This window comes from Rhizobium sullae, assembly GCF_025200715.1.
Taxonomy (GTDB): Bacteria; Pseudomonadota; Alphaproteobacteria; order Rhizobiales; family Rhizobiaceae; genus Rhizobium; species Rhizobium sullae.
In genome coordinates, this window is the sequence record NZ_CP104143.1 from 1,102,437 (window position 1) to 1,118,915 (window position 16,479).

13 protein-coding genes and 3 pseudogenes are annotated in these 16,479 nt (G+C 61.6%); 9 read left to right on the top strand and 7 right to left on the bottom strand.

From position 1 onward, the window contains the following. Position 1: 1 nt before the first annotated feature. Together pncA and N2599_RS05465 are read right to left on the bottom strand one after the other, a co-directional pair. Positions 2 to 628, bottom strand: a complete 627-nt coding sequence (pncA, locus tag N2599_RS05460) for a bifunctional nicotinamidase/pyrazinamidase (protein ID WP_027508760.1) — start codon at positions 626 to 628, stop codon at positions 2 to 4. A gap of 170 nt (positions 629 to 798) precedes the next feature. After that, the gene (locus tag N2599_RS05465; RefSeq protein WP_063829585.1) at positions 799 to 1,635 is read right to left on the bottom strand and encodes a siderophore-interacting protein; all 837 of its coding nucleotides are present in this window, start codon (positions 1,633 to 1,635) and stop codon (positions 799 to 801) included. A gap of 338 nt (positions 1,636 to 1,973) precedes the next feature. On the opposite strand from N2599_RS05465, the gene N2599_RS05470 reads away from it, so the two are divergent. Together N2599_RS05470 and N2599_RS05475 are read left to right on the top strand one after the other, a co-directional pair. Continuing rightward, entirely contained in the window at positions 1,974 to 2,375 is a 402-nt protein-coding gene (locus tag N2599_RS05470; protein ID WP_027508762.1) for a DUF488 domain-containing protein, read from the top strand. Between the two features lie 74 nt (positions 2,376 to 2,449). Beyond that, a complete protein-coding gene (locus N2599_RS05475) occupies positions 2,450 to 2,797 on the top strand; it encodes a hypothetical protein (RefSeq protein ID WP_027508763.1) in 348 nt (115 codons plus the stop codon). 383 nt (positions 2,798 to 3,180) lie between these two features. Here N2599_RS05475 and N2599_RS37580 read toward each other — a convergent pair. Both N2599_RS37580 and N2599_RS37585 read right to left on the bottom strand, forming a co-directional pair. Then, positions 3,181 to 4,770, bottom strand: a pseudogene (locus tag N2599_RS37580) (ATP-dependent helicase); the annotation flags it as partial. Between the two features lie 132 nt (positions 4,771 to 4,902). Continuing rightward, positions 4,903 to 5,772 (bottom strand): annotated as a pseudogene (locus N2599_RS37585) (ATP-dependent helicase); the annotation flags it as partial. Between the two features lie 385 nt (positions 5,773 to 6,157). Between N2599_RS37585 and N2599_RS05485 the strand changes: the two are divergent. Beyond that, on the top strand, positions 6,158 to 7,345 hold the full coding sequence (locus tag N2599_RS05485; RefSeq protein WP_027508765.1) for an efflux RND transporter periplasmic adaptor subunit: 1,188 nt from the start codon (positions 6,158 to 6,160) through the stop codon (positions 7,343 to 7,345). Between the two features lie 2 nt (positions 7,346 to 7,347). Beyond that, a complete protein-coding gene (locus N2599_RS05490) occupies positions 7,348 to 10,500 on the top strand; it encodes an efflux RND transporter permease subunit (RefSeq protein ID WP_027508766.1) in 3,153 nt (1,050 codons plus the stop codon). Positions 10,501 to 10,611: 111 nt separating this feature from the next. Here N2599_RS05490 and N2599_RS05495 read toward each other — a convergent pair. After that, a pseudogene (locus N2599_RS05495) lies at positions 10,612 to 10,915 on the bottom strand (tyrosine-type recombinase/integrase); the annotation flags it as partial. A gap of 83 nt (positions 10,916 to 10,998) precedes the next feature. Between N2599_RS05495 and N2599_RS05500 the strand changes: the two are divergent. From N2599_RS05500 to N2599_RS05515, 4 genes are all read left to right on the top strand, one after another. Beyond that, entirely contained in the window at positions 10,999 to 11,274 is a 276-nt protein-coding gene (locus N2599_RS05500) for a type II toxin-antitoxin system ParD family antitoxin (RefSeq protein ID WP_027508768.1), read from the top strand. Further along, entirely contained in the window at positions 11,261 to 11,605 is a 345-nt protein-coding gene (locus tag N2599_RS05505; RefSeq protein WP_027508769.1) for a type II toxin-antitoxin system RelE/ParE family toxin, read from the top strand. Before N2599_RS05500 ends, N2599_RS05505 begins: the two co-directional genes overlap by 14 nt. A 532-nt stretch (positions 11,606 to 12,137) precedes the next feature. Continuing rightward, positions 12,138 to 13,136: a flagellin N-terminal helical domain-containing protein gene (locus N2599_RS05510; protein WP_027508770.1), complete on the top strand. Its 999-nt coding sequence runs from the start codon at positions 12,138 to 12,140 to the stop codon at positions 13,134 to 13,136. Between the two features lie 198 nt (positions 13,137 to 13,334). Then, positions 13,335 to 14,000: a YiaD family glycine zipper/OmpA-like lipoprotein gene (locus N2599_RS05515; RefSeq protein ID WP_027508771.1), complete on the top strand. Its 666-nt coding sequence runs from the start codon at positions 13,335 to 13,337 to the stop codon at positions 13,998 to 14,000. Positions 14,001 to 14,051: 51 nt separating this feature from the next. Here N2599_RS05515 and N2599_RS05520 read toward each other — a convergent pair whose 3' ends face one another. Beyond that, positions 14,052 to 14,459: a DUF2000 family protein gene (locus N2599_RS05520; RefSeq protein ID WP_027508772.1), complete on the bottom strand. Its 408-nt coding sequence runs from the start codon at positions 14,457 to 14,459 to the stop codon at positions 14,052 to 14,054. A 31-nt stretch (positions 14,460 to 14,490) separates the two neighbouring features. Here N2599_RS05520 and N2599_RS05525 point away from each other — a divergent pair, with 31 nt between their 5' ends. Beyond that, positions 14,491 to 15,378 (top strand): AraC family transcriptional regulator, encoded by an 888-nt coding sequence (locus N2599_RS05525; RefSeq protein WP_027508773.1) that lies wholly within the window; start codon positions 14,491 to 14,493, stop codon positions 15,376 to 15,378. On the opposite strand, the gene N2599_RS05530 is transcribed toward N2599_RS05525, so the two are convergent. Further along, entirely contained in the window at positions 15,338 to 16,432 is a 1,095-nt protein-coding gene (locus N2599_RS05530) for an AbrB family protein (RefSeq protein WP_027508774.1), read from the bottom strand. The genes N2599_RS05525 and N2599_RS05530 overlap by 41 nt on opposite strands. Positions 16,433 to 16,479: the final 47 nt, after the last annotated feature.

The following is a 16,479-nucleotide window of genomic DNA, read 5'->3' on the forward strand; positions in this document are numbered from 1 at the left end:
CTCAGCCGGCGAGAACCTTTTGGCTGTCGATGATCTCGATGCCGCGTGCGCGCATCTCATCGATGGCAGCAGCCACCCCTTCCGGTGTGATGCCGCGGCTTGCATCCTCGATGAAGCGGACCTTGATTCCGGGCATCATCGCCAGCGCATCGAGCGCCGAGAACTTGACGCAATAATCCGTCGCTAGGCCGCAGATGTCGATCTCGGTCACGCCCTGGTCCAGAAGGAAGTCGGAAAGACCTGTCGAGGCATCCTGATCGTTGTCGCGGAATGCTGAATAGCTGTCCACCAGCGGATTCTCGCCCTTCTGCTGAATAAGGTCGATCTCTTCGGATTTGAGCGCCGGATGAAGCTCGGCATCGAGGGTGTTTTTCACGCAGTGATCCGGCCACATCATCTGCGGCTTGCCGGAAAGCTCGCCCATCTCGAAAGGCTTCTTGCCGGGATGGGAGGAGGCGAAGCTTCCATGGCCAGGTGGATGCCAGTCCTGGGAGGCGACGATCAGATCGTATTTGCCGCTGTCGATCAGACGGTTTGCGACCGGCACCACCTGATCACCCTCCGGCACCGGGAGATTGCCGCCGGGGCAAAAGCCATTCTGAATATCGACCAGCAATAACGCTTTCATCAGGCGACTCCATACGTTTGCGGTGCAGCATGCCAAGCGGATATGCCGCTATCAACTAGTGGATTCGCAGGTGGTTAAGCGCAAGCTTTTTTTGGAGGAAGCACGAATGTGCCGCGGCCGCGCGGCGGGCTCCCCGCGACCTGTCTATCCCAGCGGCACGGGGCGGCGACTCAGTCGCCGTGGGTTTCGTGGAAGTCGGCCTGGCCGCGCTTCCAGTAGCCGGCCGCCTTGATCCAGGCTTTCGGATGCTGGCGCTCATCGACCATGACGGCGCGCAGGCGCTTGGCGACGAGAGTTTCGCAGGCGATCCAGATATAGCCGTCGCCGGTGGGAAGCGTGAGGCCTCGCAATACCTGGTCGAGCTGATCCGTGGTGCCGGCCGGTGCCGAACCCCGATGAAGCCAAAGCGTCGTCAGCTCGGCCTTGCTTTCCAGCGCCTGCTCCTCTTCGGGTCCTGCAACCTCGGCGACGACAAGCGCCCGGGCGGAGGCCGGCAGTTCTTCGAGGCGGCGGCCGATCGCGGGAAGGGCGGTTTCGTCGCCGGCAAGCAGATACCACTCGAAGTCGGTCGCAACCACGAAGGAGCCGCGCGGGCCGCCGACGCCGAGCTTGTCGCCGGGCTGCGCGCGCAAGGCCCACTCGGTTGCAGGGCCTGCCTCGTGGAGCGCGAAGTCGAGATCGAGTTCGCCCGTCACCGGGTCGAAGCGCCGGGGCGTGTAATCGCGCAGCACGGGCCTGTTGGCCGGATCGATGAGAAGCCTGCCTTCGGGACTCATGTCCGGAAAGACCGGCTCTTCGCCAGGGCGCGGAACGAGAATCTTCACGTGATCGTCATGGCCGAGGCTGACGAAATCGTGAAGATCCGATCCGGTCAGCGTGATGCGCAGCATTTGCGGCGTCAGTCTTGCAACGCGGCGGACGGTCAGCACGCGCCGCTTGATGTCGTGGCGGACGCGTTCGATCCGGTGGCCGTTTTCGGTGATCTTGGAGGCGGTATCTGCCGTCATCGATGGTTCCTTTGTTCGGAACCGGGGCGCATGGGACGCAGACATGCCGCGCCGCTCGCAACCCGGCTCGGGTTCGATCAGCGCGTTGGTTGACGTTAACGCCTACGTGCCGCGTCGGTGATGCGGCATATGTCTTGTGTCTAACCGCCACCCGGCGGCTTGGCAAGGATAAAACATGATTTTAAAATGAAGGTTTTGTAATCGTTGTCTGCACGCCGCGGTCCGCAAGCAGATTGGACGCCTGCGGCAGGCTCATGCGCCCACGGGTGTGCCTTGTCTGCTGGCGAAAGCGCAGCCGCCGCGCTAGATATTTCGTTCGGTCAGGCGAGGAGACCACAATGGCAATCAGCATCGTGCAGTTGGGCTCGCCACGGGGCAAGGACGAGGGCCTGCGCATCGGCACAGTGCGCCGCCCGCCGCGCGGCGTGCCGAAGGAGGAGTTTGCGAGGCGCGACTATTACGACGTCTGGCTGCCGATGCTGGCGCCGAGCCAGGAGCTGGTGGCCGATGCGAAGGCAGCGCAGACCGAAGCCGAGTGGAAGGCCTTTTCTCGCGCTTATCTCAAGGAAATGGCGGCACCCGACACCAGCCGGGTCCTCGACACGCTGGCAGCGCTTTCCCAGACCGCCGACTTTGCCGTCGGGTGCTACTGCGAAAACGAAAGCCGCTGCCACCGTAGCCTGCTGCGCGGGCTTCTTGCGGAGCGCGGTGCGCGGCTTAGGGCGAAGGCCTGCTCCTAGGGGGCGGATGCGCACTCTTGCCGATCCCGGTTATTTCTGCCTTCCTTGGGCAGAAGAGCAGGCGGGAGCAAGCCATGACCGAGCCAGGGCCAGAAGAGAAAATCGACGCCACTTTCCGCAACGGCTCACTGACGGCGGCGGGCATCATTCTCGGCTTTTCGCTGAGCTTCATCAGCCGCTGGGTCTCCAACCCGAATGACTGGAGCCGCATCGACATCCTGCCGATGCTGCTTTTGACCGTCGGCATCGCGTTGCAGGTGAAGGTCTTCGCCGATCTTTTGGCGCGGGACTCGCTGATCGCCGCTAAATATGACCGGTCGCGGCGGCTCTTCCTGATCGGATTGAGCATCGTCGCCATCGGCATCGCGATCGCGCTCGTCAACGACATTCTGGGGATGGGCAAGATGCCGATGCTGGGGTGAGCGGGCATTCATTCAAGCCCGCTCCACAAGGCATTCGGCGCGCTTCTACCGGGCCGTCAGGCTTTGCCTTGGCCGCGGCGCTGTCACGCTGCCGTCGGCACGGATGTGTGAAGAGGTCAGGTCCCAATAAGCTTGTTGCAAGCTGCCAGTGCAATGCCGGGATTGCTGAGAACGGCAATCACCAGAGACAGACCAATCACCGATAGCGAGTAGCGTTTCATCTGCATCCTCCTATTCCAGCCCGAGAGGAAGTATGGAGAGAGGAGGGTGGAGGGGGAAGTCACGAATGGGTGAGGTAACATACGAGTGAATCCACGGCTTTTGCGTGGGTCGCAGTCGCTCCACCGCGCTTGCATGGATTGCGCTTTATGGACGGGCGCTACCTAAACCCTTTCCACAAACCCATCCAGCACGCGTTTCTGCCCCGCCCGATCGAAATCGATCGTCAGCTTGTTCCCCTCTATCCCCGTAATATTCCCATTGCCGAATTTCAGGTGGAAGACGCGCTCGCCCATCTGGAAGCGGGAGGGTTCGGCGGAGGTGGATTTGGCGACGAGTTCGCCTTCGATGGTTCGGCCCTTGGGGCCGCTTTCGCCGTAGCCGATGCGTTCGACGGCATGGCCGGAGCGGGTGCCCCAGTTGTCGCGGGTGGCGTCGGTCTTGTTGGCTTGGGCGCGCTTCCAGCCGGGCGTCGAATAGGAATTGGCGAAGGGCTCGGCCTTGTCGAAGCGCGACTGGCCATAGCCGCCGCGGCCGTAACCGCCGTAGCTCTGCTCGACTTCGGCGACTTCCACATGGGTTTCCGGCAGTTCGTCGAGGAAGCGCGAAGGGATCGTCGATTGCCAGAGGCCGTGGATGCGGCGGTTGGAGACGAACCAGATGTGGCAGCGGTGCTTGGCGCGGGTGATGCCGACATAAGCGAGGCGGCGTTCCTCCTCGAGGCCGGCGCGGCCGCTTTCGTCCAGCGAGCGCTGGTGCGGGAAGAGGCCTTCTTCCCAGCCGGGCAGAAAGACGGTGTCGAATTCCAGCCCCTTGGCCGAATGCAGCGTCATGATCGAGACGGCGTCGAGGTTTTCGTTCTGCTCGGCATCCATGACCAGCGCGACGTGCTCCAGGAAACCGCGCAACGACTCGAAGCTCTCCATCGAGCGGATGAGTTCCTTGAGGTTTTCCAGCCGTCCGGGCGCTTCGGCGGTCTTGTCGGCCTTCCACATGTCCGTATAGCCGGACTCGTCGAGAATCTGCTCGGCAAGTTCGGTGTGCGGCGTGTTTTCGAGGAGCCCTTGCCAGCGGCGGAAAGATTGAACCACGTCGAAGAGCGCCTTGCGGGCCTTCGGCTTCAACTCGTCGGTTTCGATAATGTCGGCCGCTGCGGCGAGCATCGGGATGTCGCGGGCGCGGGCGTAATCGTGCAGCGCGCGGACTGTGGTGTCCCCGAGGCCGCGCTTCGGCGTGTTGATGATGCGCTCAAAGGCGAGATCGTCGGCGGGCTGGGCGACCAGGCGGAAATAGGCCATGGCATCGCGGATTTCGAGACGCTCATAAAAGCGCGGGCCGCCGATGACGCGGTAGTTGAGACCAAGCGTGACGAAGCGGTCTTCGAATTCGCGCATCTGAAAGGACGCGCGCACGAGGATCGCCATGTCGTTGAGGTTATGCTGCTTGCGCTGAAGCGCCTCGATCTCCTCGCCGATGGCGCGGGCTTCCTCTTCGCTGTCCCAGGAGGCGTGCACCTGGACCTTCACGTCCTCCGGGTCGGCGCGATCGGTGAAGAGCGTCTTGCCGAGGCGGCCTTCGTTGTGGGCGATCAGATGCGCGGCGGCGCCGAGGATATGCTCGGTCGAGCGATAGTTGCGCTCCAGCTTGATGACTTTGGCACCCGGGAAGTCCTTCTCGAAGCGCAGGATGTTGTCCACCTCCGCGCCGCGCCAGCCATAGATCGACTGGTCATCGTCGCCGACGCAGCAGATGTTGATGGTGGTGCCCCTGATCTCCCCCTTTGCAGGGGAGATGTCGGCGGAGCCGACAGAAAGGGGTGTTCTAGCGCCGGTGTCAGAGGGGATACCCCCCTCTGCCCTGGCCCGCATCTCCCCCACATGGGGAGAGCTCGGCTTGCTGCTCGGCCGCTGTGCCAACAGCCGCAGCCACATATACTGCGCGGTGTTGGTGTCCTGATACTCGTCGACGAGGATATAGCGGAAGCGCTGGTGGTATTCCTTGAGCAGGTCCGGGTTCTTGCGGAAGATGGCGATCGGATGCATCAGCAAGTCGCCGAAATCGCAGGCGTTCAAGGTCATCAATCGCGCTTGATAGGCGAAATAAAGTTCCCGGCCCTTGCCGTTTGCAAAGGCGCGGGCGTCACCTTCGGGAATGTCGGCCGGGCCGAGGCCCTTGTTCTTCCACGTGTCGATCATGCCGGCGAACTGCTTGGCGGGCCAGCGCTTGTCGTCCAGCCCCTCGGCCTGGATCAGCTGCTTGATCAGGCGCACGACATCGTCGGTGTCGAGGATGGTGAAGTCGGAACGCAGGTTAACGAGCTCGGCATGGCGGCGCAGCAGCTTGACGCCGATCGAGTGGAAGGTGCCGAGCCAGGGCATGCCCTCGACGGCGCCGCCGACGAGCAGCGCGACGCGCTCCTTCATCTCGCGGGCCGCCTTGTTGGTGAAGGTGACGGCGAGGATTTGCGAGGGGAAGGCGCGGCCGGTGCTCAGGATATGCGCGATGCGGGTCGTCAGCACGCGGGTCTTGCCGGTGCCGGCGCCAGCCAGCACGAGGACTGGGCCCTCCAGCGTTTCGACGGCTTCGGTCTGCTCGGGGTTTAGGCCTGCGAGGTAATCTGGCCGCTTGCCGCCGTCGCGGGCGGCCATGGCGCGGGCGGCGATCCCTCCGGCTGTAGGGGCTGGCGCCTGCGGCTTGCGTGGCGCTTCGCCCGGTTCTTCGTCGAAGAAGGGGATATCGTCGAAACTATTGCTCATGGCGCGTAATGTAGTGATTCGGGATGGAAAGGCCAGAAAAGATGTTCTGCTTTCATTCCCACGGTTCCAGGGGCCGGTGCATGGGCTCTTCTTATGAAAGTGGATTGTCGATCTTGTGGCGCAGTTATGACACGCCAGCAGTCTCCTAGATCGCTGAAGAAGTGACTGGTAATATGGCGGTGAGAAATACGCTTCCGCTCAAGCAAAAGTGACATGCTTCCGTTCGGATGGAGATTACAATTCTGTAATGACCGGCACTTGCGCTTGATGAGGGATTGTAAAGGGGCGATATTGCCGCAGTCAGGTGGGAATTCTGTCCTGCGTGCGCCTCTTTCGACGGATCCTGAGTCCCTTCGGAGACGTGAATGGCTTTTCGGAGACGTGAATGGCTTTTTGGAAGCAGTTTGTTCTTTCTATAATCGTTATTGCTGCCGGCTTTGCCGGATGGATTTTCCTTGTGCCGGGTGCGGCTGATACTTTGAAAAATGCCGGTGTTCCGGAAAGCATTGTCGCCAAACTGGCTCCTGCCGTCGAGACAGCCGGTGGCGGTGCGTCCGCGCAAGGCGAGGGCGGTCAGGGCGGCGGAGGACGCAATGGCGGCGGGCGCAACGGCGCCGTTCTGGTCGTCACGCAGGCCGTCGTGCAGGGTATCGTCAACGACCGGCTGAACGCGATCGGCACCGGCGATGCGATCCGCTCGGTTGCGGTGACGCCGCAGGCAACCGGCACGATCCGCGAAATCCTCATCAAGTCCGGCGACAAGGTCAAGCAGGGCCAGGTGCTTGCCAAGCTCGATAGCGAAGAGCAAGTGATCGCCAAGGGGCAGGCGGACGTGGCGCTGAAGAGCGCGATCGAAAAGTCCAATCTCTATCACAACATCAAATCCAGCGTCGCACGCATGGATGTGTTCGATGCCGAGATCGCCGAGCAGGGCGCGCGGCTGCAGCTGCAGGCCGCCGAGCTCAATCTCGCCCGACGCAATATCGTCGCACCGATCGACGGCATCGTCGGCATCGTCCCCGTCAACATCGGCGACAACGTCACCACCGGCACGCCGATCGTGACGCTCGACGACCGCTCGGAAATCCTGGTCGACTACTGGGTGCCGGAGCGCTTCGCCAACACGGTTTCCGTCGGCCAGCCGGTGGAGGCAACGTCGGTCGCGCGGGCGGGACAGGTTTTTTCCGGCGAAGTGCACGCGGTGGACAACCGTCTCGACGCGGCAAGCCGGACGCTGCGCATCCGCGCCCGGATCGACAACAGCGCTGATGAACTCCGCGCCGGCATGTCCTTCAATGTCAGCATGAAGTTCGCAGGCGACAAATATCCGGCGGTCGATCCGGTTTCCGTCCAGTGGGATTCGCAGGGCTCCTTCGTCTGGCAGGTAGTCGACGGCAAATCGCACAAGGTGCGCGTCACCATCGTGCAGCGCAATCCGGATTTCGTGCTGGTGAAGGCCGGCATCAAGGATGGCGATGTCATCGTGACGCAGGGCCTGCAGCGCGTCCGCGAGGGTGGGCCTGTGCGGGTAGCCAATGAAGTGGCCTCGAACAACGGGGTCGCGACGCAATGAACATAAGCGTGACCGAACTTCCCGACAGAGCCTCCGGCAAGCAGACCTTTACGGCGCTCTTCGTGCGCCGCCCGATCCTGGCGCTGGTGTTCAATACGCTGATGGTGGTGGCGGGTCTTGCTGCCTATGCCGGGGTGGAGGTGCGCGAGCTGCCGGATGTCGACCGCCCGGTCGTGACCGTGCGCACCATGTTCGACGGCGCTGCGCCGCAGACGATCGATCAGGAGCTGACGAAAGTCATCGAAGGCGCAGTTGCCCGCGTCAGCGGCCTGAAGTCGATCTCCTCGCAGTCGCAGTTCGGCCAAAGCCGCGTGACGCTGGAGTTTTCCGATACCGTCGATCTGGCCGTTGCCGCAAACGACGTGCGTGACGCGATCGGCCGCATCATGGAGCAGCTTCCGGACGATGCGGATGCGCCGCAGATCGTCAAGGCGGATGCGGATTCGCAGCCGATCATGCGTCTTGCGGTCACCTCGACCAACCTCAACATGGACGACCTGACGCTGCTCGTCGAAAACGAGATCGTCGACCGGCTCGCGTCCGTCGACGGTGTTGCCGATGTCGAGCAATATGGCGACCAGGAAAAGATCTTCCGCGTCGATGTTGATCAGGGCGCTCTCGCAAGCCGCGGGCTGACGGTCGGCGATCTGACGGAGGCGCTCGACAATTCCGCCCTCGACGTACCGGCCGGATCGCTGAAGAGCACGACGCAGGACATCGTCGTGCGTGCGACGGCAAGCCTGCAGAAGCCGGAGGATTTCGCCAATGTCATCCTGCAGGATCGCGTGCGGCTCGGCGATGTCGCAACAGTCACGCTCGGGCCGCGCGACGGCGATACGGCGCTGCGCTCCAACGGCAATCGCGGCATCGGCCTCGGCGTCATCCGCCAGGCGCAATCCAACACGCTCAATATTTCGAGCGGCATCAAGGCGGTTGTCGAGCAACTGTCGAAGACGCTGCCGGAAGGCACAAAGATCGCCATCACCAGCGATGACGCCGTGTTCATCCAGGGAGCGATCCATGAGGTCGTGCTGGCGCTGATCCTTGCCGGCGTCATCGTCACCGGCGTCATCTACCTCTTCCTGCGCGACTGGCGGGCAACCCTGATCCCGGCGGTCAGCATGCCGGTGGCATTGATCGGCACGCTGGCGGCGATCTATCTGGTGGGCTTTTCGATCAATATCCTGACGCTGCTCGCGATCGTCCTGGCGACGGGTCTCGTCGTCGACGACGCCATCGTAGTGCTCGAGAATATCGTACGTCGGCGCGCCGAAGGCATGGGGCCGCGAGCGGCGGCCGTCCTCGGCACGCGCGAGGTGTTCTTTGCGGTCATCGCGACCACGGCAACGCTTGCCGCCGTCTTCATTCCGCTGTCGTTCTTGCCGGGGCAAGTAGGCGGTCTCTTCCGCGAATTCGGCTTCGTGCTGGCCTTCTCGGTCGGGCTTTCCTCGATCGTCGCGCTGACGCTCTGTCCAATGCTCGCCTCGCGCATGCTGACGAAGCCGATGCTGGAGGATCACGGTGCGCTTGGCCGGTTCGGCGGCGCTTTTGCGAACGTTTACCAATGGGCCTTGCAGCGCTGCCTCAACGCGCCCTTCGTTGTCATCGTCGCATCGGTTTTGTTTGCGGGGGCAGCACTCGTCGCCTTCTCGACCGTCAAGAGTGAGCTCACGCCGAACGAGGACCGCGCGATGGTGATGATGCGGCTCACCGCGCCGCAGGGATCAAGCCTTGAATATACGCGCGACAAGCTGCAGCTCGTCGAAGAATACCTGCAGCCGCTGGTCGACAGCGGCGACATCCGGAACGTCTTTTCGATCTCCGGGCAGGGCGGCTCGGCCAATAGCGGCTTCATGGTGCTGACGCTGGCGCCCTGGGGCGAGCGTGACCGCACGCAAGCGGAGATCGTCCAGGATATCAACCGGGCGGCATCCCGCGTGCCGGCGCTCCGCGGCAATGCGATATCCTCGAACAGCCTGCGTATTCGCGGCGCCGGCAGCGGCCTGCAGATGGCTCTCGTCGGAAACGACTATGAGAAGCTGACGGCTGCCGCCGTCAAGCTGGTGCAGGCGCTGGATGCGACCGGGCAGTATGATACGCCGCGCCTCACCAACGAACCGACGCAGGCGCAGGTCTCGGTGACGATCGACCGCGAGCGGGCTTCTGATCTCGGCATCGATATCACCGGGCTTTCGACGGCGATGCAATCGCTGCTTGAGGGGCGTTCCGTCGTCGATGTTTTCGTCAATGGCGATGCCTATCCGGTTCTGCTTACCTCGACCATGCGACCGATCGACGATCCAACCGATCTCGAAAACGTCTTCCTGAAGACCGGCGAGGGCAAGATCGTGCCGATGTCGGTTATCGCTTCGCTGAAGGAAGGTGCGGTCGCGCCGCAGCTGAACCGTGAATCGCAGCTCGCTTCCGTGGCGATCACGGCAGGCCTCAAGGAGGGTATGTCGCTCGGCGATGCTGTCAAGCAGGTGACGGAGCTTGCCGAGCCGATCCTGCCGCCGGGCACACGTCTTGTTCCACTTGCCGAAGCGGCGACCCTCGAAGAGAATTCCAGCGGCATGGCGCTCACCTTCGGCTTTGCGATCGTGATCATCTTCCTGGTGTTGGCGGCCCAGTTTGAAAGCGTGCTGTCGTCGCTGATCATCATGTCGACCGTGCCGCTCGGGCTTGCCTGCGCCGTCTTCGCGCTCATCATCACCGGATCGAGCCTCAACATCTACAGCCAGATCGGCCTAGTATTGCTTGTGGGCGTCATGGCGAAGAACGGCATCCTGATCGTCGAGTTCGCCAACCAGCTCCGCGACCGCGGGATAGAAGTGCGCGAGGCGATCGAACGCGCCTGCGCGCTGCGCCTTCGCCCAGTCATGATGACGATGATTGCTACCATCCTCGGCGGCGTTCCGCTCGTCTTCGCGCATGGCGCAGGCGCAGAAGCGCGCATTGCGCTCGGCTGGGTGATCGTCGGCGGACTGGGTTTCGCAACCCTGGTGACGCTGCTCATCACGCCGGTCGCCTATCTGCTGGTCGCACGCTTTGCCAAGCCGCATGCGCATGAGGAAGCCCGCCTGCACGAGGAGATGGCGGTTGCCGCGCGGCCGAAGCCGGTACCCGATCCGAAGCATCTGCAGGCCGCGGAATAGATTTGATTCCGTCTGCTTCAACGCCGCCGCCTCTGTCGCGGCGGCGTTGTGGCTTTTACTTCCCGATTTCAATTAAAGCGCTAAGCTGAAAACCCAGCCCTAAATTTTGACCTAACGATTCACGCCGGGAGCAGGGGGCTCTCGAAGCCCCGACGCCTTTGTGAGATTGGTGTGGAAGCGGTCGCGTCGGCGCGATATTTGCGCGTCATTTCGGCCGAAGCGTGCCCCAGCTGCTTTGCACAGATCGCTCGTCGACCTCCGCCGAAGACGCTAGACCCGAGCGCAGCGAGTGGCCAAAGAATTTGAGTCCTCGCTCGACCTCGGCGGGGTCGCCACCCGCGCCGGCGGCAAGCGCCGTTCGCTCGACTAAATGCGCCACCTCCTGGTCATTGAGACGATCCGGTCCGACGTCCTTGACTTTGTCGCCCTGCCGGATCATCTCATCAGATTGACAAATGTGCTACTGAGTAGCAAATTAGGCTCAAAGGAGTTAAACCGATGAGTGTCAAATCGTCGATCTCGCTGACCGACCAGCAGGATGCGTTTGCCCGTTCGCTGGTGGAGAGCGGCCGGTATTCCAGCATGAGTTCCGTTCTTCAGCAGGGCCTAGAACTGCTTCGCCAAAAGACGGAAACTGAGACCGTCGAAACGGCAGCGCTTCGTGAATTGGTCCGGCGGCGATTGAACGGACCGATGATTTCTGCGACGGAAATGGAAAGCCGCGTCGCGGCAATGATTGAGCGGAAGCGACGGGTCGTTCGTGTGGACCCTTGAATATTCTGAGGATGCCGAACGCGATTTCGAGTTGATCTTCGATCATCTGTTCGACGCCTATGTCGAACTCGGGGACTCGCCTGACGAGGCTGTGGAGCGTACCGTTGAACGGATCCGCAAATTGCGTGTCGAAATCGATCGTCTCGTCGATACGCCCTATATCGGGACTCTGAGGCCCGATATTCATCCCGGGATGCGGTTTCTTCGGCGAGACAAGGCGGCTATTTGGTTTCTACCGGTAAAACATAACCGCACAATCATTGTCGCGGCTATTTTCTACGGCGCGCAGGACCACATCAGAAATATGCTCGCACGTATGCTGGGGGGATAAGGTCCCTATAGCCCCGAGGCCTTCGTCAGATTGACCCTAAATCGGTCACGTCGACGCTCGTATTTGATGGAGACCTGCTTCGGATCGCTGCCATCGAGTATCTTGTCCAACTCGCGGGCAATGTGACGTGCCGTCGACCGCTGCTCTCCCGAAATCGTGCGAGTCGACGACGGCGGTGTTCGATCTCGAAATCGTTTTGGCAAAGGGGCGTTTCAGTAAAATCGTTAGCGGAAAATCGTCCTTCATTTATCGGCTAAACCTAACGGGCGTATGACATTTTCCCATTTGCAATGACAAAGTAGAAGCCACAGGCGTTTTCATAGTCAATGAACGGTTGCAAAACATGATAAATTTCTTCTGAACGTTAGATGTTTCTTAAGCATAAAACGCAATGATCTTCCCGTAACCGATCAAAGGCCTCCAGCGTTTCGGAGGCTTGTCACCCGCTGATTTCAGCGCCCGAACATGACGTTTCGCGGACACGGTTCACTGTTTGTAGTTTGCGTATAGTTATGTTCGGAGTTCCGTTCCCGTGAGTATTTTTCAACGCACATCTGTCGATGCGGCGCTGCATACGCTTCGCGATATCAATCGCAGCCTGACGCGGACGCAAACCCGGGTCTCGTCCGGTTTTCGCGTCGAACAGGCCCGCGACAATGCCGCCTACTGGTCGGTTGCGACGACGGCCCGCTCCGACAACAAGGCGCATGCGGCCATCCAGGATGCGCTCGGCATGGCGGCCGCCACGATGGGCACGGCATATACGGGTGTTGCCAGCGCCGTCGATGTCGTTTCCGAGATCAAGGCGAAACTTGTCGCGGCGACAGAGCAGGGCGTCGACAAGGAAAAGATCAATGACGAGCTGACGCAACTGAAGGCGCAGTTGCGCTCCGTCGCCGAAGCGGCAGCCTTCAACAGCGACAACTGGGTCGTCCTGACGGATGAAGACAATCCCACCCAGCCGAAGCAGATTCCGGCATCCTATATCCGCAATGCCGACGGCACCGTTTCGATCGGAACGTTGACCTATCACATCGATCTGCCGTCGACGGGCGTCACCACATCGAAGGATGCCCGCTACCTCGTCGACGACCGTTCCGGCGGGAGCGGCGAATACGGCGCTCTGACATCATCCTATTTCGCGAGCGAAATGGGCGCTTCTCAGAACTACGTCATGATTTTGAGCAAGGCGGGCAATACCACCGGACAGGTCGAGATCGGGCTTTCGTCCTCAACGACAAAAGATCAGGTCGATGAGATGATCAGCGTTGTTGATGGCATTCTGAGACAGATGACTACTGTGGGCTCGGCTTTTGGTGCGCTGGAGAAGCGCATCGAGTTGCAGAACGAGTTCGCCAAAACGCTCTTCGACGCGTACAGCTCAGGCATCGGACGTCTGGTCGATGCCAATATGGAAGAGGAATCGAGCAAGCTCACGGCGTTGCAGACGCAGCGGCAACTGGGCCTGCAAGCGCTCTCGATCGCCAATGCCAGCTACGACACCGTAAGGCAGCTCTTCCAAAACTTCTGAGCGGTCTGCGATCCCTCCTGCCTCGATATGACCGTGGCTGTTGAGACTGTTGTGGCAAATTGGCGATATCCCCGGGATTTGTGCAAGCGAGACGTGTCCAATCCACTGATTTTGTTTTATCGGAGGGTACGCGTTCATCTTGTTGCCGCATTCCATAATATTTGCTCGGGTCAGCTTCGAACGGAGAGCTTTCTGTCCATGATCAAGAAATTCATACTTCTGGCGGTCGCCGCCAGCTACCTGACCGCCTGCACAACGACCGACCCCTATACGGGTCAGCAGAAAGTCTCCAACACGGCCGGCGGTGCTGCACTCGGCGCCGTGGGTGGCGCGCTTGTCGGTCTAGCCGTCGGCGGTTCCGCGCACGGACGCCGCAACGCGGCGCTGATCGGCGCCGGTCTCGGCGCGCTCGCAGGCGGTGCGATTGGCAACTATATGGATCAGCAGGAAGCGGAACTCCGCGCCCAGCTGCAGGGAACCGGTATCTCGGTGACGCGTAACGGCGACAACATCATCCTGAACATGCCGTCGAACATCACTTTCGACATCGACCAGGATGCCGTGAAGCCGGGCTTCTACCAGACGCTGAATTCAGTGGCGGTCGTTCTCAGGAAATTCAACCGCACATTGATCGATGTGAACGGCCATACGGATTCCACCGGCAGCCTGCAGCATAACCAGGATCTGTCGCAGCGCCGCGCCCTTTCGGTTGCCGGCTACCTCGGCGGACAGGGCATCGACCAGCGCCGCGTCTCCGCCGTCGGCTTCGGCCCGTCGCAGCCGGTCGCGTCGAACGCGACGGAAGCAGGACGCTCACAGAACCGCCGCGTCGAAATTCAGATCGCTCCGATCACAGAGAGCTGATCTCAACTGCGTTAAATCCGACAGCCGGGCAATCGCCCGGCTGTTTTCGCCTCAGGCATGCATCGTTGCGCCCTTGGTGATCTTGTCGACAGTCTTCTTGTCGGCGCGCAAGGCGATGCCCACGACCTTGGCATCGTCCGGCGCGTATTCAGCGAAGACGGTGCGATTGGCTGCGTCATGGCCGGTCGCGAACATCTCCTCGATGAACAGCGAGGATGGGATCTCGCGCTCCAGAGTTCGCCGATGGATCGCCCCAATCGTCGCCTCATCGGCGGAAAGCACGATGATCGGCTGGATGGACATGGCATTGTAGATGTTGCCTGCGCGGTCCCTGTAGGGCTCGCCGATGATCTCCGGATTCCGGCCGGCGATGCCGCTCATCAGGAAGGCGGTCACATTCAGCTTTTGCCATGACGCAAGATTGTTTCGCAAGACGATCGCGATTTTGGTATCAAACATTCCAGTCTCTTTCATGCGTTTCGAGGTCGCGTTGAGCCAGGATGTAATGCCGCAGGTTTTCGAAGGTCTTGAACGTTTGTGCGTGCCGCAGGGCGGCGACGGCATTGTGGAAGCGCCTGCCTTTCCAGGGATCGAACGCATCGAGGCGAAATTCAGCGGAAACGCCTTCGAACCGCACCGGCACGACACCTACGCGCTTGGTGTGACGCTGAAGGGCGTGCAGACTTTCTCCTATCGCGGCGAAAGGCGCTTCAGCATGCCCGGTCAGGTGATCGTGCTGCATCCGGACGAGGAGCATGACGGCGGGGCGGGCACTGATGACGGGCTGCAATACCGCATCCTTTACCTGGAACCCTCTCTGCTTGCCGAATGCCTCGATGCGGAGAAGCTCGGGCTCCCATTTGTCGATCAGCCCGTTATCAGCGATTCGGCTCTTGCCGATGTCCTGCTCGGCGCGCTGACCGACCTTGATCACGAGCTTGACGAGCTCTTCGTCGACGATTTCCTGATGCGCGTGGCGGACGGGCTCCTACGACATGCGAGGGCGTTGCGCAGGCTGCCGGCGAGCATTGCCTGGAACCAGGCCCGTAGCGCCCGCGACTACCTTGAAGCGCACGCGACGCGAACGGTGCGTTCCGGCGAGCTCGAGTCCATAACGGGACTCGATCGATTTACATTGTCGCGGCATTTCCGGGCCGCATTCGCGACCAGTCCGCATCGTTATCTCCTGATGCGACGGCTGCAGCAGGCGCGGGCGATGATCGGCGAGGGCGGGGAGTTATCCGATGTCGCCTTTGCCACCGGCTTTGCCGATCAGAGCCATCTGAACCGGCATTTCAAAAAAGCCTATGGCCTGACGCCCGGCCAGTGGGCCGCGCTCAGGCGGGGTTCTCAGCCAGGCCGCTCTTTCGCGCGATGAAACGCGCGAGCATCGGTCCGGTCAGCAGGATCATCACGAATCGCCCCACCTGCATCGCCATGACGAAGGGCAGGTCGACATCGCTGGAGGCGGCAATGATGGCAACTGAATCCGCGCCGCCGGGACTGGTGGCGAGATAGGCCGTCAGGGGATCGACGCCGGCGAATTTGTGCAGCGCCACGGCCATTAGCCCGCAGATCGACATCAAAAGCAGGATGGAGGCGGAGACGCGCGGCAGCGCGCGGGCGGCATGCTTCAGGATCGAGCGTGTGAAGCGCAGTCCGATGCTCCAGCCGATCAGGGCGTAGCTGATCGCAAGCAGCCACATCGGTAGCTCGATCGTCAAGAGGTCGAAACCTTGCAGCAGGGAGCCTGCGAGAAGCGGGAGGATGATGGTGCCGCCTTGCACGCGGAAACGGAAGGTGGCGTAGATGCAACAGCAGGCAAGCAGCACGGTTGCGGAAAAGGCCGGCCAGTCGATCGGCGGAAAGAGAATGAGCGGTGGCGGCTCGCCGCCGTCTGCGGCGACCCAGAGGCGCGAGACGCCGGAAGCGGCAACGCAGACGAAGACGACCCGCAGATATTGCATGAAGGCAACGAGCCTGGCGTCTGCGCCATAGGCCTCCGACATGATGACCATGGCCGAGGCGCCGCCAGGGGATGAGCCCCAAACGGCGGTGGTGCCGGGCAGCACCTGCAGCCGGGTCAGGAGATAGCCGAGCACGGCTGCGACGGCGATCACCGAGACGATGACCAGCATGAAGAGCGGCGCGTCCTTGGCCATCGTGGCGAGAATGTCCGGCGTGATGGCGCGCGCCATCATCAGCCCGACCAAGGCCTGACCGAACTGCACGGGCCAATAAGGCACGCGCATCTGGCCCTTGCCGACGACCAAAGCGAGAAAGATTGCCGCAATCATCGGCCCCACGAGCAGCGATGCCGGAAGGGCGAAAAGTTCGAGCACGACAACGAGGGCGGTGGAGAGGCTAAGCAGCAGCACCCACCTCGGCAGGCTGGCTTTCTGCAAGGCTCGGCTTGCGGCTTTAAACGGCATCGAACGGTATCTTTTTGACCAGTGCAGGAGGAAGGCCGCGATCCGGC